Source organism: Promicromonospora sp. NPDC059942 (assembly GCF_042731755.1).
Taxonomy (GTDB): Bacteria; Actinomycetota; Actinomycetes; order Actinomycetales; family Cellulomonadaceae; genus Promicromonospora.
In genome coordinates, this window is sequence record NZ_JBHWLR010000004.1 from 1 (window position 1) to 19,937 (window position 19,937).

Genomic DNA, 19,937 nt, shown 5'->3' on the forward strand with positions numbered 1-19,937 from the left:
GTGTCGTTCTTCAGCACCGGGATGGTCACCACGTCGCCCACGTGCACGGTCGCCTCGTCCGGACCCGCCTCCGGCGGGCGCAGCTGCGCCGGCGCCGGGATCGGCACCACGCGCACCTGACCGGTCGTGGTCCCCGAGCCGTTCGCGACGGTGTACGTGACCGTCACCGGCCCGTCCAGCCGCTTGACCTCCGAGACCTTCAGGATCTGGTGGTTGAGCACCGCGACCTTGACCGGGGCGTCGTCCGGGACGGTGACGCCCTGCACCACGAGCACGCCGCCCGCGGGGTCGGTGTCGTTGGCGAGCACGTCGACCAGCGCCGAGCCGCCGGTGGGCAGCAGCACCTGGTCGGAGACCGCAACGGGCGGCCCCGCCTCGTCCGGCGGGTCCACGACGTCCACGCGCACCAAGCCCATGGTCGGCTCGGGGCCGTCGGTGATCTGGTAGGTCACGTCGTACGAGCCGGACGAGTCGCTCGCGACCCGGAAGGTGCCGGCGCCGTAGTTCGGCGTGATCGTCAGGCCCGGCTTGTCGGCGACCGCCGTCAGGCGCAGCTTGTCGCCGTTGGGGTCGAAGTCGTTGGCCATCGGCCGCACCGTCGCGGGCTCGCCGGTCAGCACGGTCACGTGGTCCTGCACCGCGACCGGGGGCACGTTGGTGGCGATGACGTCGACCAGCAGCCTGCCCTGGAACGGCAGCCCGAAGGCGTCGGAGACCGTGATGTCCACGACCTTGCGCCCGGTGGTCGTGCCGCCGTCGCGGAACTCGATGGTGCCGTCCGGCCGGAACCGCACCTCGTCCAGGGGGTCGGCGGTGCTGGCGTTGGACAGGAACATGTCGTCGCCGTCCGGGTCCTTGAAGTACGGCAGCACCTTGATGGTCGCCATGCCGTCCTGGCCCACCCGCAGCACGGGCTCGCCCGACTGGATCGGCGGGTTGTTCTCCTCCAGCGGCACCACCTTGACGTCCACGGACGCCTCGTCGACGCCGCCCTCGCGGCCGTCGTTCACCTCGTACGTGAAGCTGGTGGTCCCGGTCGCGTCCGCCGGCACGTTCGCCTGCAACGCCGCGCCGTCGAGCACCCGGTCGACGCCGACCGCGCCGTCGACCTCGCCCTTGACCTTCACGACCATCACGTCGCCGTCCGGGTCCACGTCGTTGCCCAGCACGTTGAGCACCGTGGTGCGGCCCGGCCGCACGCCGAACGAGTCGTCCTTGGCGACAGGGGGACGGTTGGCCTTGTTGCGCTCGGCCACGAACTGGTCGACCTGCTCGGGCGTGGTCTGCTCCGACTCGGTCTTCTCGCCCTCGGCGTCCTCGGGCATCTTGAGGTCCCAGTCGTCGACCTTCTCGAACTTGTCGGCGGCCATCCACAGCGAGCCGTTCGCGACGTCGTTCAGGACGATGATGTTGCGGTTCACGCGGTAGACGAGGCTGATGCCGGCGCTCACGCCCTCGAGCACCTGGTCCACGTCGTTGTCCGTGCCCTCGCAGTCCCGGATGACCTGGCCCGAGTTCCACGCGCCGTAGACGCACCCGCTGAGCTGCACGGGGGCCGACGGCCCGCCCTGCGCCGTGCGCGTGGTCGCGTCGCCGCCCCCGAGCGGCTGGGAGACCAGGCCCTTCGTGGTGGCCAGCACCACGTTGTCCGACTCGGCGGACGGCTGCTGCAGCATGCCCTGCGAGCCGTCCTCGATCTCGACCGAGTCGCCCCCGGGCAGGATGAGGTTGCCCGTGGACTGGTTCAGCACCACGGGCTGGTCCCCGACCGCGGAGACCTGGATCTTGGCGTCGGCACTCAGGGCGAGCGAGGACTCCTCGGGGTCCTCGGCGACGCCCTGCGAGCTCGTCGGGATCGTGTAGAGCTTGCCGTCGGCCGGCACGGCCAGGAACACGGTGCCGTCCTTGGCGACCGCGAGCGTGCCGCCCGGGCCCGCCTTGACCGTGGGCTTGAGCTTCTTCTCGTCGAACGAGACCGCGCCGTCGAAGGACATGACCCAGGCCTTGCCGGACTCGTCGTCGTACACCGCGGTGGTGGCGCCACCCGCGGCGACCTGCGCTCCGGCAGGGAACTTCATGGTGCCGCGCAGCGTGAGCTGCGCCGGCTCGATGGGGCTCGCGGACGAGTCGCCCGAGCTGTCCAGGAGCACACGCTGGGCGTCCTGCTCCACGTCGAAGCTCGCGGAGTTGGCGAGCAGGGTGCCGTCGAGGGCCTTGGCCTCGTAGTTGAACCGGCCGAGCTTGCCCGAGGCGGTCTGGGTCACCCAGACGCCGGAGTCGTTGAGCTCGACGTCGGCGGTCGCCTCACCGTCGTAGAGGAGCGCGAAGCCCAGGAGCCCCGCGCCGAAGAGGGTCACCACACCGACCGATGCTGCCGATCTGCGGTTCTCGTACACGCGTGAGACAAAGCTCATGCGTCCTCCTCTTCATCACGCCACCGAAAATTTGCCCGCCTGGACGGCACACACAGGCGCAACGGGAGCACACTACCGGGGGGAAGGGTGAATCGTCGTGGAATTTCGGTGGGCAGGACTACCCATACGACACGTCCAGATTGTATGAGTGTGTCTGGTAAGCGCCGGGGATGTCGAGGTCTAATCCGGGCAATTTCGGGCGTCTCGCCGAAGCAATCGGTTCGACGAGCCGGATCGCGGCATCATTGCTCGCGGCAATTGGGACGGCGGAAGGCTTCCCGTATCGACGCGGTCCGGGTCCCCCAGGGGTCCGGGTCCCGCCGGGGTCCGGGTCCCGCCGCGGCGGCGGGACCCGCCGGGGTCAGACCGCCCGGTCCGCCAGGGCCTGCGCGAACTGCTCCAGGGAGTCCTTGACCGGTCCGTCCGGCAGCGGCGCCAGCTCGGCGGCCGCCTCGCGCGCCCAGCGCACGGCCAGCTCCCGCGTGTCGGCGAGCACGGAGTGCGCCCGCAGGCTCTGCAGCGCGGCCGTCAGCACCTCGTCGGACGACAGGTCGCCGTCGAGCGTCGCGAGCAGGTCCTTGTCCTCGTCGGTGGCGGAGCCCGACGCGACGTGCCGGCGCAGCAGCAGCACGGGCATGGTCGGGACGTGCTCACGCAGGTCCGTGCCCGGCGTCTTGCCCGAGGTCTCCCCCGACGACGCGACGTCCAGCACGTCGTCGGCGAGCTGGAAGGCCACGCCGACCTTCTCGCCGAACGCGCCCACGGCCTCGACCTGGTCCTTCGGCGCACCGGAGAGCATGGCCCCCAGGCGGGCCGACGCCGACAGCAGCGACGCCGTCTTGTCCGACAGCACCTGGAGGTAGTGGGCCACCTCGTCCTCGCCGTCGTCCGGGCCCATGGTCTCGTGCAGCTGCCCCATGCACATGCGCTCGAACGTGCGGGACTGCAGGATCACGGCCTCGGGGCCCAGCTCCGCCACCCGGGCCGAGGCCCGGGCGAAGAGCATGTCGCCCACCAGGATCGCCACCGAGTTGCCCCACACCATGTGGGCCGCAGGCGCGCCCCGGCGCATCGGCGCCGAGTCCATGACGTCGTCGTGGTACAGCGAGGCGACCTGCGTCAGCTCGACCACCACGGCGGCGTCGACGACGCCTGGGGCCGCACCGTCGCCGAGCTCGCCCGTGAGCAGGGTGAGCAGCGGCCGGAACCGCTTGCCGCCCGCGTCGACGAGGTGCCGCGAGGCGCCGTCCGCCAGCTTGTCCGCGCTGGAGACGGCGTCGGACAGCACGTCGTCGACCACCGTCAGCCGGTCCGCGAGACGGGACGCCAGCTCCGGGTCCGTGATCGGCAGGCCGAGCGCGGTCGGGTCGGGCAGGTCAGTCGGAGCGGCCGGTGGGGCGGACGCCGACGTACCCGTCGTCGTCTGGGGCGGCAGCGGTACGGAGGTCACGGCACGAACTTACTTGCCTCTGCCGCCAGATTAAGAACCAGAGACGGGAAAATGCCGAGAATCACCGTCGCGAGCGCACAGACGGCGATCGCCACGGCGGCCGGACCCCGGGACCGCACCACCGTCACCACGACGCGCTGCGCCGCTGTGACCTGCACCTTGGTCGCGGTGGCGACGCCGCCGCCGGCACCCTCGCCACCCTCTCCCGCACCGGCCGCGCCCGGCAGGACCTCGCCCTCGGCGGGCTCGACCCCCGGCGTGATCGGGGCGGGCTGGAACACCATGACCACCAGCAGCCGCAGGTAGAACGCGACCGCGACCACCGACGCGATGACACCGAGCACCGCGAGCCACCACAGGCCGCCCGACGTCGCCCCGGAGAACGCGCCGAACTTGGCGATGAACCCGGCGGTGAGCGGGATGCCCGCCATCGACAGCAGGAACAGGGCGAACGCGGCGGTGAGCCACGGGGCCTTGCGCCCCAGGCCGGCCCACTGCGCGATCTCCGTGGCCTCGCCGAGCACCACGCCGTCGTCCTCGACCGGTCCGTTGTCCTCGCCGCCGCCGGCCGTGACCCGGCGCTCCCGGACCAGCGTGACCACGGCGAACGCGCCGATCGTGGCGATGCCGTAGGCCAGCAGGTAGAAGAGCGTGGAGGACTGGACCTGCGAGCTGAAGCCCGCGATGCCCACGAGCAGGAAGCCCGCGTGCGCGATCGACGAGTAGGCCAGCAGGCGCTTCACGTCGGTCTGCACGGAGCCGATCACCGTGCCGACGGCCATGGTGAGGACGGCCACCACCACGATGACCACCTGGAGCTGTCGCATCGTCTCCGGGCTGACGGCCTGCACGCCGATCGAGATGCGGTAGAGCACCTCCACCAGCGCCGCGACGGCCGCCGCCTTGGTGCACGCGGCCATGAACCCCGTGATGGGCGTGGGCGCGCCGGTGTAGACGTCGGGGGTCCAGGCGTGGAACGGCACCGCGCCCACCTTGAACAGCAGGCCGACCGTCACCAGCAGCACGCCGGCCACGAGCAGCCCGGTCATGCCCTCCAGGGGCAGGCCGCCCTGCTGCACCGCCTGGGCGATCTCAAGGAGCCGCACCGTGCCCGCGAACCCGTAGATCAGGGCCACGCCGAAGATGAACAGGGCGGAGGCGAAGGCGCCCAGCAGGAAGTACTTGGCCGCGGCCTCCTGCGAGAGCAGCCGGCGCCGGCGGGCCGTGGCACACAGCACGTACAGCGGGAGCGACAGCACCTCCAGCGCGATGAACATGACGATGAGGTCGTCGGTGGAGGCGAAGAGCATCATGCCGCCCGCCGCGAACAGCAGCAGCGGGTAGATCTCGGTCTGCTCCAGGCCGGACCGCCGAGCCAGGTCCTCGTACGAGGTACCGGGCACCGCCGCGGCCGTGGGCGCGAACGCGTCCTGGCCGGTGGCGGTGCGGTCGGCCACCACGAGCACGCCCAGGAACGCGAGCACCGCGATGATGCCCTGCGCGCCCAGCGCGAACGGCGTCAGCGTCACGCTGCCGCCGACCACCTGGACGGGCTGCGCCACGATCTGCGGCCACAGCACCGCCACGAACGCGAGGCTGCCGGCCAGCGCGGCCAGGGTGAGCACGATCTGGGTCACGCGGCGCGCCCTGGCCGGGACGAACGCCTCGAGGAGCACACCGACCACGCCCGCGCCCAGCACCACGATCAGCGGTGCGAGGGCGAGCCAGTCGATCTCGGGTGCCACGAACTCGTTCACTTGTCGCTCCCCATCTGCGCGGCGTCCGCCGGCTCATCCACCGCTGTCAGGGCGGCCGACTGCTGGGCCGGCGCGTCCACGTAGGTCAGGGCGAGGCCCGGCACCAGGCCGAGCACCAGGAGTCCGGCCACCAGCGGGGCCGCGACGATGCGCTCGCGCGCCCGGAGGTCCGGCAGGGCCTCCAGGCCCTCGGCCGGCGCCCCGGTGAAGATCTTCTGGTAGGTCAGCAGCACGTAGACCGCGGCGAGCACCACGCCCGGGATCGCCGCGACGGTCCAGGCGGCCGAGCCGGCGGGGGCCCCGGAGAACGCCCCGATCAGCACCATGATCTCGCTGACGAACGTGGCCAGGCCGGGCAGCGACAGCGTCGCCAGGCCCGCCACGAGGAACGTGCCGGCGAGCACCGGCGTGACCGACCGCAGGCCGCGGTAGTCGGTGATGCGCTGCGACCGCTCCGGGTGCCGGGACACGAGGAACCCGGCCACCAGGAACAGCGCGCCGGTGGCGAGGCCGTGGTTGAGCATCATGAAGCTCGACCCGGCCGTGCCCAGCGGCGTGAAGGTGAAGATGCCCAGGATGATGAAGCCGAAGTGGCTCACCGAGGTCCAGCCGACCAGCCGCAGCAGGTCGGTCTGCATGATCGCCATGATCGCGCCGTACAGCACCGAGATCACGGCGAGCGCGATCACGAACGGCGCCGCCCAGCGGGACGCCTCCGGGAACAGCGGGAGGCAGAGCGTCAGCATCCCGAAGGTGCCGACCTTGTCCAGCACGCAGATCAGCAGGGTGGACGTGCCCGGGGTGGCGTTCCCCGCGACGTCGGGCAGCCAGCTGTGCACCGGGACCATCGGGGCCTTGATCGCGAAGGCGATGAAGAACCCGATGAACATGAGGCGCTCGGCCGTGGTGCCCAGGTCGACCCCGACCAGCTCGTCCACGAGGAACGCCTTGCTCGGGTCCACGCCCGCGCCGACCGCGAGGAAGTACAGGGCGATCACCGCGGCGAGCATGATCAGCCCGCCGCCCAGGCTGAACATCAGGAACTTCACGGCCGCCTGGCGCCGTCCGGCACCCTGCCCGAACCCGCCGATGAGGAAGTACGCGGGGATCAGCATGGCCTCGAACAGCACGTAGAACAGGAAGACGTCGCGGGCGGCGAACACGGCCACCATGAACGCCTGGAGCAGCAGCACCAGCCCGACGAACCGGCGCAGGCGCACCTCGTCGCGGCCCTGCTCGTTCCAGGCGGCCAGCAGCACCAGCGGCACCAGCACCACGGCCAGCGCCACCAGCAGCAGGCCGACGCCGTCGACGGCCACGGCGTACGAGGAGCCGATCTGCGGGATCCACGCGTGGGTCTCGGCGAGCTGGTGCTCGCCGGCGGCGCCCGTGTCGAAGGCGAGGAACGCGCCGACGAGCAGGGCCACCTCCACCAGCGAGAACGCGAGCGCCGCCGGCCGGGCGAAGCCCGTGCGGGCGTTCGCGGAGCCGGTGCGGGAGCGACCGAGCGCGCCCAGCCCCACCACGACCGCGCCGACGAGCGGCCAGGCGATGAGGGCGGTCAGCCAGGGAAACATCTCTCCTCCGATCACTGGGCACCACCGAGGCCCACGACGAGCCAGGCGACGACGGCGATCACGAGGACGCCGCCCGCCATGCCGGCCGCGTACGAGCGGACGTACCCGGTCTGCGCCTTGCGGAACACCCCGCCGAACCACGACACCGCCTGCGGCAGCACGCCCCAGCCCCGGTCGACGACGTCGCGGTCGCCCACCTGGACGACGCGGGCCAGCCCGTAGGCGGGCCGCAGGACGAGCGTCTCGTTGGCGGCGTCCTGGTACAGGTCCTTGCGGGCGGCCCGCGTCAGCGCGGAGCCGCGCGGCGCCTCCTCGGGGACGATCTGGACCGCGTACATCCGGAACGCGATCAGCGCCCCGAGCACCACGACCACGAGGGTGGCGGTGATGATCAGCCAGACCGGCAGCACGGGCTCGTGGTGCTCGGCGTGCCCGACGACGGGCTCCAGCCAGGTGGTGAACGTGCCGCCGATGCCGAGCACGAGGCCCAGCGCGGCGGAGCCGACGCCGAGGAACACCAGGGGCCACCACATCAGCGGGGAGCCCTCGTGCGGGTGCTGGCCCTCGGTCCAGCGCGGACGGCGTCCGCCGAACGTCATGAAGAACAGGCGCGTCATGTAGAAGGCGGTGATCGCGGCGCCGAGCACCGCGACCGTGCCGAACACCCAGGCGCGCCACGGCTGGCCCTCGACCGGGATGAAGGCGGCCTCGATGATGCCGTCCTTGCTCCAGAAGCCGGAGAACGGCGGGATCCCGAGGATCGCCAGCCAGCCGAGGCCCATCGTGATCCAGGTGATGGGCAGGAACCGCGACAGCCCGCCGAAGCGGCGCATGTCGGTCTGGTCGCCCATCGCGTGCATCACCGAGCCGGCGCCGAGGAACAGCCCCGCCTTGAAGAAGCCGTGCGTGAGCAGGTGGAAGATCGCGAACGCGTACCCGGCCGGGCCGAGGCCCGCGGCGAGCATCATGTAGCCGATCTGCGACATCGTGGAGGCGGCCAGGGCCTTCTTGATGTCGTCCTTGGCGCAGCCGACGATCGCCCCGAACAGCAGGGTCACCGCGCCGACCAGCACCACGACGAGCTGCGCCGTCGGGGCCGCCTCCAGGATCGCGCCGGAGCGCACCATGAGGTAGACGCCGGCGGTGACCATCGTGGCGGCGTGGATGAGCGCGGAGACCGGCGTGGGGCCGGCCATGGCGTCGCCCAGCCAGGCCTGGAGCGGGAACTGCGCCGACTTGCCGCACGCGGCCAGGAGCAGGCAGAGCCCGATCGCGGTGGCCGTGCCCTGCGACATCGAGCCGACGGAGTCGTCGGACAGCGCGGTGCCGAAGTCCAGGGCGCCCGCGTGGGCGAACAGCAGCGCCATCGCCGCGATGAGGCCCATGTCGCCGATGCGGTTCATGACGAACGCCTTCTTTGCCGCCACCGCGTTCGCGCGGGCCGACGGCCGCCCCGTGTCCCAGAACCCGATGAGCAGGTAGGACGCGAGACCCACGCCCTCCCAACCCACGAAGAGCAGGAGGTAGGAGTCGGCCAGGACGAGCGTGAGCATCGCCGCGACGAACAGGTTCAGGTACGCGAAGAACCGGCGCCGGTCCGGGTCGTGGTCCATGTAGGCCACGGAGTACACGTGGATGAGCGTGCCCACGAAGGTCACGAGCATCACGAAGGTCAGGGACAGGGGGTCGATCCGGAGGCCGAGGTCCACGTCCAGCCCGCCCGCGGACAGCCATGTCCACAGGTGGTGGTCCACGGAGCGGCCCTCGGCGGGGGTGCCGATCATGCGGAACAACAGGATGATGGCGAGGACCCCGGAGGCGGCCGAGGCCACCACCCCGAGCCAGTGGCCCCAGCGGTCGATGGACCTGCTGCCCAGCACCACGGGCCACAGCAGCAGGATCGCCGCGCCGATCAGCGGGAAGCCGATCAGCCAGGGGGCAAGCCCGATCACGTCGTTCACTCTCTACCCCCGGAGCAGGTTGACGTCGTCGACCGAGGCCGAGCGGCGGGTGCGGAAGATCGTCACGATGATGGCGAGGCCGACGACGACCTCGGCGGCGGCGACGACCATGACGAAGAAGGCGAGCACCTGACCGGTCAGGTCACCGTGCATCCTCGCGAAGGTGACGAAGGCGAGGTTGGTCGCGTTGAGCATGAGCTCGACGCCCATGAACACGACGATCGCGTTGCGGCGCAGCAGCACGGTCGTGGCACCCACGGCGAACAGCACGGCGGCCAGGACCACGTAGTTGGTGATGTCCATCAGGCCTCTCCCTCGGTCCGGGCCTCGGCGGTGCGGGCCTCGACGGCGCCGGCGTCACGCGTGCGGACGTCGACGAGCTCGGTGCCTGGCGCGTGCGGCGCCGCCTTCTCCTGGCCCCGGATGCGCAGCACGCGCGAGACCGACTGCGGCACCTGCTCGCCGTCGGGCCCGAGCGCGGGCGTGTCCATGGCGTTGGAGGTGGCGTAGACGCCGGGCGACGGCAGCGGCGTGAGCACCACGCCCTGGGGCAGCGCCCGGATGCGTGCGTCCGCGACCGCCCGCTGGTCCTGCTTGGGGGTGAGCCGACGGCGGTGCGTGAGCACGAGCGCGCCGACGGCCGCCGTGACCAGCAGGACGCCCACGGCCTCCATGGCCAGCACGTAGTCGCCGAACAGCACGCGGGCCAGGGACTGCGGGTTGGCGACGCCGCCCGGGTCTCCCCCGGCCAGCCCGACCGGGGGCGCGAACGTGGCACGCGACACGACGCCGCCCAGGATCACCGCGAGGCCGATCCCGATCAGCAGGCCCAGCCAGCGCTGCCCGCGGATGGTCTCCGTGAGCGAGTCGGACGCGTCCACGCCGACGAGCATCAGCACGAACAGGAACAGCATCATCACGGCGCCCGTGTACACGACCACCTGCACGACGCCGAGGAACGGCGCCTCCTGCGCGATGTACAGGATCGCCATGCTGACCATGACGAACACGAGGCACATCGCCGCGTGCACGGCCCGCTTGACGAACAGCAGGCCCAGCGCGGCGAGCACCATGAGCGGCGCGACCACCCAGAACAGGACGGTCTCGCCGGTCGAGATCACCAGGCCGTCGGGGGTCATGCCGTCACCCCCGGACGGGCCGGGCCGGCCGCGTCGCTCGCCAGGACCCGCACCGAGCCGACCGCGGCAGCGCCGGCGGACCGCTCGGCGGCCCCCGGGCCCTCCTCGGGCCGCAGCTCGTGCTGCCGCTGGGTGGGCGCGGGCGCCTTGCCCGACGCCACGGCGTCCGCGGCGTCCAGCGTCTCGTCCTCCGGCCGGTGCTCGCGGACCCAGGCGACCTGCGCCGCCGTCGGGCCCAGCACGTCGCCGCTGTAGTAGTTGGTGTCCGTGGTGCCCTCGACCATGGGGTGGGGCGCCGCGAGCATGCCCTCGGCCAGCGGGGCCAGCAGGTCCTGCTTCTCGTAGATCATGCCCGCGCGGGTCTTGCCGGCCAGCTCGAAGTCGTTGGTCATGGTCAACGCCCGCGTGGGGCACGCCTCGATGCACAGCCCGCAGAAGATGCAGCGCAGATAGTTGATCTGGTAGACGCCGCCGTACCGCTCGCCGGGGCTCATGTGCGCGCCCTGGGAGTCGTCCGCGTTCACCTGGAGGCCGGCATTCTCCGGCAGGGCCGCGTTGGACGCACCCTCCACGTAGATCGCGTCCGCCGGGCACGCCCACGCGCACAGCTCGCAGCCGATGCACTTCTCCAGCCCGTCGGCGTACCGGTTGAGCTGGTGGCGGCCGTGGAAGCGGCGCTGGGTCGGCACCTTCTCGCGGGGGTACTGCTCCGTGACCGTGGGCCTGAACATCGACGACAGCGTCACGCCGAAGCCCGCGACGGGAGCGAACAGCTCCCCGATGGGTCCCGGCTGCGGCCGCAGGGGCTGGTACTCGTCCGTGTCTCGCTTACTCACCGTGGACCTCCTTTCCGAACCGCTTGGACGGGGGCAGCTTCTCGCCGGGCAGCGGCGGCACCGGGAACCCGCCGGCGAACGCGTCGACGGGCTCCTTGTCCCGGCCGCCCGGCGGCGCCTCCTTCTTCTCCGGCCAGAACCACATGACCGCGATGAAGACGACGGCGGCCCCGATGATCACGGGGATGAACTGCTGGAAGGACATGCCCTGCACGCGCTGCAGCCACTGCACGACGGCCAGCACGACGACCCAGGTCAGCGCGACCGGGATGAGCACCTTCCAGCCGAAGACCATGAACTGGTCGTAGCGCAGGCGCAGCAGCGTGCCGCGCACCCACACGAAGAAGAACATGACGGCCCAGAGCTTCACGAGGAACCAGATGATCGGCAGCCAGCCCTCGTTCAGCGCGCCGCCCAGGAACCCGTCGGGCACCGGTGCCCGCCAGCCGCCCAGGAAGAGCGTGACGCAGACCGCCGAGACGTTGAGCATGTTGATGTACTCCGCCAGGAAGAACCAGGCGAACTTCATCGACGAGTACTCGGTCATGTAGCCGGAGACGAGCTCGCCCTCGGCCTCCGGCAGGTCGAACGGCAGGCGGTTGGTCTCGCCGATCATCGAGATCACGTAGATCACGAAGGCCGGCGCGAGCGGGATGAACCACCAGATCTGCGTCTGGCTGGACACGATCTGCGACGTCGACATCGACCCCGACATGATGAACACGCTCACCAGCGACAGGCCCATCGCGAGCTCGTAGCTGATCACCTGCGCCGTGGACCGGACCGAGCCGAGCAGCGGGTAGGTGGAGCCGGAGGCCCAGCCGCCGAGCACGATGCCGTAGACGCCGAGCGCCGCGGCGGCGAGCACGTACAGCACCGCCACCGGGAAGTCGGTGAGCTGGGCCGGGGTGGTCCAGTCGGTCCAGGGGAACGGCAGGCTCGGCCCGAACGGGATCACGGCGAACACGAGCAGCGAGCAGAACACCGAGATCATCGGCGCCAGCAGGTACACGAACCGGTCGGCCCGCGTGACCGTCATGTCCTCCTTGAGCAGGAGTTTCATGGCGTCCGCGAGCGACTGGAGCAGGCCCGCCGGCCCGTGCCAGTTGGGGCCGGGGCGCACCTGCATGCGCGCCACGACCTTGCGCTCGAACCAGATCGCGAAGAGCACGCTGGTCAGCAGGAAGACCACGATCAGCACGGCCTTGACGACCGACGCCCAGATGGTCTCCTGCGAGAAGTCGGCGGCGACGCCGGGCGCGGCCTCGGCCAGCAGCACTGGGTTCATCGGGCATCTCCTTCCGAGCCGTGGAACGTGCGGGCCGCCGTGGTGACCCGGACGTCCGCCACGTGAGGGCTGACGCTGACGAGGTCGCCCGCGGACGCGCCGAGGGTCTCGTGCACGCGGCAGCCGGCGGAGGCCAGCGGCAGCCAGACCACGCCGTCGACCATCCGGTCGGTCACCGCCGCGGGCACCCGGACGGCACCGCGCGCCGTGCTGACGATGATCGTCGCGCCGTCGGACACCCCGAAGCCGCTCGCCGTGGCAGCGGACATCCGGGCGACGGGCCGCTTGGCCGTGCCGGCGAGGAACTGCTCGCCGTCCTGCCCGCTGCCCGCGTCGAGCTGGAGCCGCCAGGTGGCCAGCACCGCCTGACCCGGTCCGACGGTGGGCGGGGCGGCCAGGACGTCGCTCTCCAGCGTCACCGGCTCGCCCTCCCACGCGCCCTGGGTCAGGGCGATCGCGAGGTGGGCCTCGGCGGGCGAGCCCGCCTGCAGGTCCACACCGAGCTGCTGGGCCAGCACGTGCAGCACACGGTGGTCGGGCAGGGCGCTCGACTCGAGCGCGGCGCCGAAGGACCGCACGCGGCCCTCCCAGTTCCAGTACGAGCCGGCGCGCTCGATCGGGGGCGCGACCGGGAGCACGACGTCGGCCCGCTCGGTCACCTCCGAGGCCCGCACCTCCAGGCTCACGACGAACCCGCCGCGGGCCTGCGTCGCGTCGAGCGCGGCGCGGGCGGCGGCCGGGTCGGGCAGGTCGGCGAGCTCGACGCCGCCGAGCACGGCCCCGCCCAGCGCGCCCGAGGCGAGCGCCGCGAGGATGCCCGCGGTGTCGCGCCCCGGCGTGGCCGGGAGCTCGGCGCCCCAGGCCTGGGCGACCTGGGCGCGCGCCGCGGCGTCGGCGACCGGGCGACCGCCCGGCAGCAGGTCCGGCAGCAGGCCGGCCTCGACGCCGCCGCGCTCACCGGCACGGCGCGGGATCCACGCGAGCCGCGCGCCCGTCGCCTCGGCGAGCCCGAGGGCCGCGGTGTAGGCGCCCGGCGAGCCCGCGAGGCGCTCGCCCACGAGGATCACCGCGCCCGGCTGGGCCAGGGCGCTCGTGTCGATGTCGGACGTCGGCGCGTCCGCCGGGAGCAGGCCGCCGGCCAGGCTGGTGGTCAGGCTGGTCAGCCACTCGGCCTCGGTGCCGGGGGCCGCCGGGAGCAGCGTGCCGTCCAGGCGGGTCAGGCCGCGGGTGGCGTAGGGCGCGATCGAGAAGACCTTGGTACCGGCCTTGCCCTGGGCGCCCTTGCGCAGCCGCAGGAACGTGACGCCCGCCTCCTCCTCGGCCTCCAGGCCGACGAGCAGCACCGCGGGCGCCTGCTCCAGGTCGCCGAACGTGACGCCGATGCCGGAGCCCGCGACGACGCGGGCCAGGAACGCGGCCTCCTCGGCGGAGTGCACGCGCACCCGCTGGTCCACGTCGTTGGTGCCGAGCGCCGTCCGGGCGAACCGGGACCACGCGAAGGCGTCCTCGACGGTGAGGCGGCCGCCGGGCAGCACGCCCACGCCGCCGTTCTCGCGCGCCGCGGCCAGGCCGGCCGCCGCGATCTCCAGGGCCTCGACCCAGGACGCGGGGCGCAGCTCGCCGTTCTCGCGCACCAGCGGGGTGGTGAGGCGGTCCGGCGCGGACTGCCACGTGAACGCGAAGCGGTCCTTGTCGGTGATCCACTCCTCGTTGACCACCGGGTCCTCGCCCGACATCCGGCGCAGCACCTGGCCGCGGCGGTGGTCGATCCGGATCGCGGAGCCGCACGCGTCGTGCTCGGCGATGCTCGGCGTGCTGACCAGGTCGAACGGCCGTGACCGGAACCGGTAGCCCGCGCCCGTCAGCGCGCCCACCGGGCAGATCTGCACGGTGTTGCCCGAGTAGTAGGAGGAGAAGGGCCGCCCGGACGTGTCCGTGGTGGCCTCCCCGATCGGGCGGTCCACGGGACCGGTGCTCGACTCCGCCCCGGCGAACCCGAGCACGTCCTCGTCGTACCGGCCGATCTGCTGGTGCGCGCCGCGGTCCTGCAGGGCGATGAACGCGTCGCCCGCGATCTCCTCGCTGAACCGGGTGCAGCGCTGGCACAGCACGCAGCGCTCGCGGTCCAGCAGGATCTGCGTGGACAGCGCGATCGGCTTGGGGAACGTGCGCTTGACGTCGGTGAACCGCGTCTCGGGCCGCCCGTTGCTCATCGCCTGGTTCTGCAGGGGGCACTCGCCGCCCTTGTCGCAGACCGGGCAGTCCAGCGGGTGGTTCATGAGCAGCAGCTCCATGACCCCCTGCTGCGCCTTGTCGGCGACGGCGGACGTGTGCTGCGTCTTGACGACCATGCCCGGCGCGACCGTCATGGTGCACGACGCCTGCGGCTTCGGCATGGGCCGCACGTTGCCCTCGCGGTCCGGCATGGCCACCTCGACGAGGCACTGCCGGCACGCGCCGGCGGGCGCCAGGAGCGGGTGGTCGCAGAACCGCGGGATCTGGATGCCGGCCTGCTCGGCGGCCCGGATGATCAGCGTGCCCTTGGGCACGCTCACCTCCGTGCCGTCGATGGTGAAGGTGACGAGCTCGACCGGGGCCGTCTCGGTCTGGGGGTTGTTCGTGGTGACGGTCATCGGTGACCTCCCGCGCCGGCGCCCGTGAGGGCACCCGGTGTCCGTGTCTTGGGGGTGTACGGGAACAGCGCCGACGCACTCGGGTCGAACGGGCAGCCGTGGCCGTCGATGTGCGCCTGGTACTCGGCGCGGAAGTACTGGATGCTCGACGTGACGGGCGAGACCGCGCCGTCGCCCAGCGCGCAGAACGCCTTGCCGAGGATGTTGTCGCACAGGTCGACGAGCAGCTCCAGGTCGCCGTCCTGCCCCTCGCCGGCCTCGATGCGGCGCAGCACCTGCTTGAGCCAGTAGGTGCCCTCGCGGCACGGCGTGCACTTGCCGCACGACTCGTGCGCGTAGAAGTCGATCCAGCGGGACACGGCCCGGACCACGCACACCGTCTCGTCGAAGATCTGCAGCGCGCGCGTGCCGAGCATCGACCCCGCGGCGCCCACCGACTCGTAGTCGAGCGGGGTGTCGAGGTGCTCCTGCGTGAAGATCGGCGTGGACGACCCGCCGGGGGTCCAGAACTTCAGCTCGTGCCCGGCCCGGATACCGCCCGAGACGTCGAGCAGCTCGCGCAGCGTGATGCCGAGCGGGGCCTCGTACTGGCCGGGCCGGGTGACGTGCCCCGACAGGGAGAACAGCCCGTGGCCCTTGGACTTCTCGGTGCCCATCGAGGAGAACCAGTCGGCGCCCTGGGCGATGATCGCCGGGACCGACGCGATGGACTCCACGTTGTTGACCACGGTGGGCCGGGCGTACAGGCCGGCGACGGCGGGGAACGGCGGCTTGAGCCGCGGCTGGCCGCGCAGGCCCTCCAGCGAGTCGAGCAGCGCCGTCTCCTCGCCGCAGATGTAGGCGCCCGCGCCGGCGTGCACCGTGACGTCGAGGTCGAAGCCCGATCCCTGGATGTTCTTGCCCAGGTAGCCGGCCTTGTACGCCTCCTCGACCGCGTTCAGCAGCCGCCGGTAGACGTGCAGCACCTCGCCGCGCACGTAGATGAACGCGTGGTCGCAGCCGATCGCGTAGCTCGTGATCGCCACGCCCTCGATGAGGTGCTGCGGGCTGGCGAGCATCAGCGGGATGTCCTTGCAGGTGCCCGGCTCCGACTCGTCGGCGTTGACCACCAGGTACCGCGGGCCGCCGTCGGGCGGGGGCAGGAAGCCCCACTTCATGCCCGTGGGGAAGCCCGCGCCGCCGCGGCCGCGCAGGCCGGAGTCCTTGACCGCCTGGACCAGCGCGCCCGGCTCCATGGTCAGGGCCTTCTTGAGCCCGCCGTAGCCGCCGTTGCGCTCGTACGTGGCCAGCCGCCAGGAGCGGTCCTTGTCCCACGTGTCGGTGAGTACCGGTGTGAGGTTCACTTCGCGTCCTCCCCGGTCTTCTTGTCCTTGCCGACCTCGGTGTCGGACGACGTGGCGGGCTTGCGCTCGGCCGACGAGCCGGGCGTGCCGACCGGCGGGCTGGTCTGCCCGGCGGGCCCGGCGTCAGCGGCCGCACCGTCAGCCCCGCCGTCGGCGGCGGGGGCGTCGGGCGCCGTCCAGCCGCGCTCGCGGGCGATCGCGAGCCCGGCCAGGGTCGGCTCGCCCGCGCCCACGCCCTCGTCGGCGCGGCCGTCGGGGAACCCGGCCAGGATGCGGCTCATCTGCTTGAACGAGCACACGGACGCGGCGCCCCGGGTGGGGACGACGTCGTCGCCGAGGCGCAGCTGATCCGCGAGCGCCGTGGCCGTCTCGGGCGTCTGGTTGTCGAAGAACTCCCAGTTGACCATCACGACGGGTGCGTAGTCGCAGGCGGCGTTGCACTCGATGCGCTCGAGGGTGATGGCGCCGTCGTCGGTGGTCTCGTCGTGGCCCACGCCGAGGTGGTCGCTGAGCTCGTCGAAGATGGCGTCGCCGCCCATGACGGCGCACAGGGTGTTGGTGCACACGCCGACGGTGTACTTCCCGTTGGGGTGGCGCTTGTACTGGGTGTAGAAGGTGGCGACGGCGGAGACCTCGGCGGCCGTGATGCCGAGGGTCTCGGCGCAGAACAGGATGCCGTCGCGGCTCACGTACCCGTCGACCGACTGCACGAGGTGCAGCATCGGCAGCAGGCCGGAGCGGGGGTCCGGGTAGCGGGCCATGATCGCCGTGGCGTCGGCGGTCAGGGCTGCGACGGTCTCGGCGTCGTAGCCGGTCTTCGTGGCCGCCTGCGGGTCTGCGGTCATCGGTCCACACCTCCCAGCACGGGGTCCAGGGACGCGACGGCGACGACGACGTCGGCCACCTGGCCGCCCTCGCACATCACCGACGTGGCCTGGAGGTTGTTGAACGAGGGGTCGCGGAAGTGCGCGCGGTAGGGGCGGGTGCCGCCGTCGGAGACGACGTGCACGCCGAGCTCGCCGCGCGGGTGCTCCACGGTCTGCCAGGCCTGGCCGACGGGGACGCGGAAGCCCTCGGTGACCAGCTTGAAGTGGTGGATCAGGGCCTCCATGGAGGTGCCCATGATCTTCTTGATGTGCTCCAGCGAGTTGCCCTGGCCGTCGCCGCCGACGGCGAGCTGGGCGGGCCACGCGATCTTCTTGTCGGCGACCATGACGGGCTCGCCCTCGGTGCGGTCGAGCCGCTCCAGGGCCTGCTCGACGATCTTCAGCGACTGGTAGCACTCCTCGACGCGGAGCACGACGCGGTCGTAGCAGTCGGCGCCCTTCGAGGTGGGGACGTCGAAGTCGTAGGTCTCGTAGCCGCAGTACGGGTTGTCCTTGCGGACGTCGTACGGCAGGCCCGTGGAGCGCAGCACCGGTCCGGTGACGGCGAGCGCCATGCAGCCGGAGAGGTTCAGCACGCCGACGTTCGTCAGTCGCGCCTTGAAGATGGGGTTGGCGAGCATGAGGTCGCCGAGCTGCTTGAGGTAGCCGCGCACGTTCTTCAGGGCCGCGCGCGCCTGGGCGGTGAAGCCCTCGGGGACGTCGACGGCCACGCCGCCGGGGCGGATGTACGCGTGGTTCATGCGCAGGCCGGTGACGGCCTCGAAGAGCCGCAGGATCTCCTCGCGGGCGGTGAACCCGATGGTCATCACCGTGGTGGCGCCCATCTCGTTGCCGCCGGTGCCGAGGCAGACCAGGTGGGAGGCGATGCGGTTGAGCTCCATCATCAGCACGCGGATCACGGAGGCGCGCTCGGGCACGTCGTCGGTGATGCCGAGCAGCTTCTCGACGGCGAGGCAGTACGCGGCCTCCTGGAACAGGGGCGCCACGTAGTCCATGCGGGTGCAGAACGTGGTGCCCTGCGTCCAGGTGCGGAACTCCATGTTCTTCTCGATGCCCGTGTGCAGGTAGCCGATGCCGGCCCGGGCCTCGGTGACGGTCTCGCCGTCGATCTCCAGCATGAGGCGCAGCACGCCGTGCGTGGACGGGTGCTGGGGACCCATGTTGACGACGATGCGCTCCTCGCCGATCGCCTCGCGCGCGATGTCGTCCCAGTCGCCGTCGCCGTACGCCTCGAAGGCGCGCACGGTGGACGACATGTCCTCGTTCCCGGCGGGGCGCGTCGCGTGCGGGGCGGGCGGCGGCCTGTGGTCAGTGGGAGCGCTCATGAGTAGCTCCTCCTCGTGTCCGGCGGGGGCACCGTGGCGCCCTTGTACTCGACGGGGATGCCGCCGAGCGGGTAGTCCTTGCGCTGCGGGTGGCCCACCCAGTCGTCCGGCATCTCGATGCGGGTCAGGGCGGGGTGGCCGTCGAAGACGATCCCGAAGAAGTCGTAGGTCTCGCGCTCGTGCCAGTCGTTGGACGGGTACACCGACGTGGTCGACCGGATGTGCGGGTCGTCGTCGGGCGCGGCGACCTCCAGCCGCAGCCGGCGGGAGTGCGTGACCGAGGCCAGGTGGTAGACGGCGTGCAGCTCGCGGCCGGTGTCGTGCGGGTAGTGGACGCCGCTGACGCCGAGCGACAGCTCGAACCGCAGGTCCTGGTCGTCGCGCAGCGCCTGGCAGACGGCGGCGACGTGCTCGCGGGCGACGTGGATCGTCAGCTCCGCCCGCTGGGAGTCCGCGCTCGCGGCGCCGTGCAGGTCCACGACGACCTTCTCGACCGCCTGGTCGAAGGTTGGCCCGCCGGTGCGCGCGGCCTCCTCCAGCACCTCGGCCAGGACGTCGACCACCTGGTCGAACCAGCTCCCGTACGGGCGGGGGGACGCCGCGGGCATCGCGATCGGCGTGACCAGGCCGCCGTAGCCGGACGTGTCGCCCGAGCCGTGGGCGCCGAACATGCCCTTCCTGACCTCGACCACCTCGAAGGTGGCCGCCCCCTCCGGGGGCGTCAGGGCAGAGCCCTGGTCGCCGCCCGGCGTGACGTCGCTCATCGCAGCAGGCCCTTCATCTCGAAGGTCGGGGTGGCCTCCATCGCGGCCGCCTCGGCGGCGCGCGCGGCCTCGACCCGGTTCACGCCGAGCGGCGCGTTCTGGATGTGGTCGTGCAGCCCGAGGATCGCGTTGATCAGCATCTCCGGGCGCGGCGGGCAGCCGGGCAGGTAGATGTCGACCGGGACCACGTGGTCCACGCCCTGCACGATCGCGTAGTTGTTGAACATCCCGCCCGACGACGCGCACACGCCCATGGAGAGCACCCACTTGGGCTCGCTCATCTGGTCGTACACCTGGCGCACCACCGGGGCCATCTTCTGGCTCACCCGGCCGGCCACGATCATCAGGTCCGCCTGGCGCGGCGAGGCGCGGAACACCTCCATGCCGAACCGCGACAGGTCGAACCGCGACGCGCCCGCCGCCATCATCTCGATGGCGCAGCAGGCCAGGCCGAACGTCACCGGCCACACCGAGGCCTTGCGCAGGTACCCCGCGAGGTCCTCGATCGTCGTCAGCAGGAACCCTGACGGCGCTTCCTCGACACCCATGTCCCCTCCTTGCTG

The 19,937-nt window shown here is 71.9% G+C and carries 15 protein-coding genes; all 15 read right to left on the reverse strand.

Going from position 1 to position 19,937, the window contains the following annotated elements:
- On the reverse strand, nt 1–2,414 hold a 2,414-nt coding region (locus ACFV9Q_RS07365), incomplete at its 3' end, for an Ig-like domain-containing protein (RefSeq protein ID WP_377233854.1).
- Nucleotides 2,415–2,775: 361 nt separating this feature from the next.
- On the reverse strand, nt 2,776–3,864 hold the full coding sequence (locus tag ACFV9Q_RS07370) for a polyprenyl synthetase family protein (RefSeq protein WP_377233855.1): 1,089 nt from the start codon (nt 3,862–3,864) through the stop codon (nt 2,776–2,778).
- On the reverse strand, nt 3,861–5,621 hold the full coding sequence (gene nuoN, locus ACFV9Q_RS07375) for an NADH-quinone oxidoreductase subunit NuoN (RefSeq protein WP_377233856.1): 1,761 nt from the start codon (nt 5,619–5,621) through the stop codon (nt 3,861–3,863). The genes ACFV9Q_RS07370 and nuoN overlap by 4 nt, the downstream gene beginning before the upstream one ends.
- Entirely contained in the window at nt 5,618–7,198 is a 1,581-nt protein-coding gene (locus tag ACFV9Q_RS07380; RefSeq protein ID WP_377233857.1) for an NADH-quinone oxidoreductase subunit M, read from the reverse strand. Before ACFV9Q_RS07380 ends, nuoN begins: the two co-directional genes overlap by 4 nt.
- 11 nt (nt 7,199–7,209) lie before the next feature.
- On the reverse strand, nt 7,210–9,150 hold the full coding sequence (gene nuoL / locus ACFV9Q_RS07385) for an NADH-quinone oxidoreductase subunit L (RefSeq protein WP_377233858.1): 1,941 nt from the start codon (nt 9,148–9,150) through the stop codon (nt 7,210–7,212).
- Between the two features lie 12 nt (nt 9,151–9,162).
- Complete coding sequence (gene nuoK, locus ACFV9Q_RS07390; protein ID WP_285100873.1) at nt 9,163–9,462, reverse strand: NADH-quinone oxidoreductase subunit NuoK; 300 nt, start codon at nt 9,460–9,462, stop codon at nt 9,163–9,165.
- Entirely contained in the window at nt 9,462–10,298 is an 837-nt protein-coding gene (locus ACFV9Q_RS07395) for an NADH-quinone oxidoreductase subunit J (RefSeq protein WP_377233859.1), read from the reverse strand. Before ACFV9Q_RS07395 ends, nuoK begins: the two co-directional genes overlap by 1 nt.
- Complete coding sequence (gene nuoI, locus ACFV9Q_RS07400; RefSeq protein ID WP_377233860.1) at nt 10,295–11,134, reverse strand: NADH-quinone oxidoreductase subunit NuoI; 840 nt, start codon at nt 11,132–11,134, stop codon at nt 10,295–10,297. Before nuoI ends, ACFV9Q_RS07395 begins: the two co-directional genes overlap by 4 nt.
- Nucleotides 11,127–12,422 (reverse strand): NADH-quinone oxidoreductase subunit NuoH, encoded by a 1,296-nt coding sequence (gene nuoH, locus ACFV9Q_RS07405; RefSeq protein ID WP_377228093.1) that lies wholly within the window; start codon nt 12,420–12,422, stop codon nt 11,127–11,129. Before nuoH ends, nuoI begins: the two co-directional genes overlap by 8 nt.
- On the reverse strand, nt 12,419–15,055 hold the full coding sequence (locus tag ACFV9Q_RS07410) for an NADH-quinone oxidoreductase subunit G (RefSeq protein ID WP_377233861.1): 2,637 nt from the start codon (nt 15,053–15,055) through the stop codon (nt 12,419–12,421). Before ACFV9Q_RS07410 ends, nuoH begins: the two co-directional genes overlap by 4 nt.
- Nucleotides 15,052–16,398 (reverse strand): NADH-quinone oxidoreductase subunit NuoF, encoded by a 1,347-nt coding sequence (nuoF, locus tag ACFV9Q_RS07415; protein WP_377233862.1) that lies wholly within the window; start codon nt 16,396–16,398, stop codon nt 15,052–15,054. Before nuoF ends, ACFV9Q_RS07410 begins: the two co-directional genes overlap by 4 nt.
- Nucleotides 16,395–17,243, reverse strand: coding sequence for an NADH-quinone oxidoreductase subunit NuoE (nuoE, locus tag ACFV9Q_RS07420; RefSeq protein ID WP_377233863.1), 849 nt, complete (start codon nt 17,241–17,243; stop codon nt 16,395–16,397). Before nuoE ends, nuoF begins: the two co-directional genes overlap by 4 nt.
- Complete coding sequence (locus ACFV9Q_RS07425; RefSeq protein WP_377228089.1) at nt 17,240–18,610, reverse strand: NADH-quinone oxidoreductase subunit D; 1,371 nt, start codon at nt 18,608–18,610, stop codon at nt 17,240–17,242. Before ACFV9Q_RS07425 ends, nuoE begins: the two co-directional genes overlap by 4 nt.
- Complete coding sequence (locus ACFV9Q_RS07430) at nt 18,607–19,374, reverse strand: NADH-quinone oxidoreductase subunit C (protein WP_377233864.1); 768 nt, start codon at nt 19,372–19,374, stop codon at nt 18,607–18,609. The genes ACFV9Q_RS07425 and ACFV9Q_RS07430 overlap by 4 nt, the downstream gene beginning before the upstream one ends.
- Complete coding sequence (locus ACFV9Q_RS07435) at nt 19,371–19,922, reverse strand: NADH-quinone oxidoreductase subunit B family protein (protein WP_020016037.1); 552 nt, start codon at nt 19,920–19,922, stop codon at nt 19,371–19,373. Before ACFV9Q_RS07435 ends, ACFV9Q_RS07430 begins: the two co-directional genes overlap by 4 nt.
- Nucleotides 19,923–19,937 lie beyond the last annotated feature (15 nt).

Excerpts from the sequence above, each read along its gene's own strand:
- ACFV9Q_RS07380 (WP_377233857.1), bottom strand. The coding sequence starts at position 7,198 with ATGTTTCCCTGGCTGACCGCCCTCATCGCCTGGCCGCTCGTCGGCGCG.
- nuoK (WP_285100873.1), bottom strand. The coding sequence starts at position 9,462 with ATGGACATCACCAACTACGTGGTCCTGGCCGCCGTGCTGTTCGCCGTG.
- ACFV9Q_RS07395 (WP_377233859.1), bottom strand. The coding sequence starts at position 10,298 with ATGACCCCCGACGGCCTGGTGATCTCGACCGGCGAGACCGTCCTGTTC.
- nuoH (WP_377228093.1), bottom strand. The coding sequence starts at position 12,422 with ATGAACCCAGTGCTGCTGGCCGAGGCCGCGCCCGGCGTCGCCGCCGAC.
- ACFV9Q_RS07410 (WP_377233861.1), bottom strand. The coding sequence starts at position 15,055 with ATGACCGTCACCACGAACAACCCCCAGACCGAGACGGCCCCGGTCGAG.
- nuoE (WP_377233863.1), bottom strand. The coding sequence starts at position 17,243 with ATGACCGCAGACCCGCAGGCGGCCACGAAGACCGGCTACGACGCCGAG.
- ACFV9Q_RS07425 (WP_377228089.1), bottom strand. The coding sequence starts at position 18,610 with ATGAGCGCTCCCACTGACCACAGGCCGCCGCCCGCCCCGCACGCGACG.
- ACFV9Q_RS07430 (WP_377233864.1), bottom strand. The coding sequence starts at position 19,374 with ATGAGCGACGTCACGCCGGGCGGCGACCAGGGCTCTGCCCTGACGCCC.
- ACFV9Q_RS07435 (WP_020016037.1), bottom strand. The coding sequence starts at position 19,922 with ATGGGTGTCGAGGAAGCGCCGTCAGGGTTCCTGCTGACGACGATCGAG.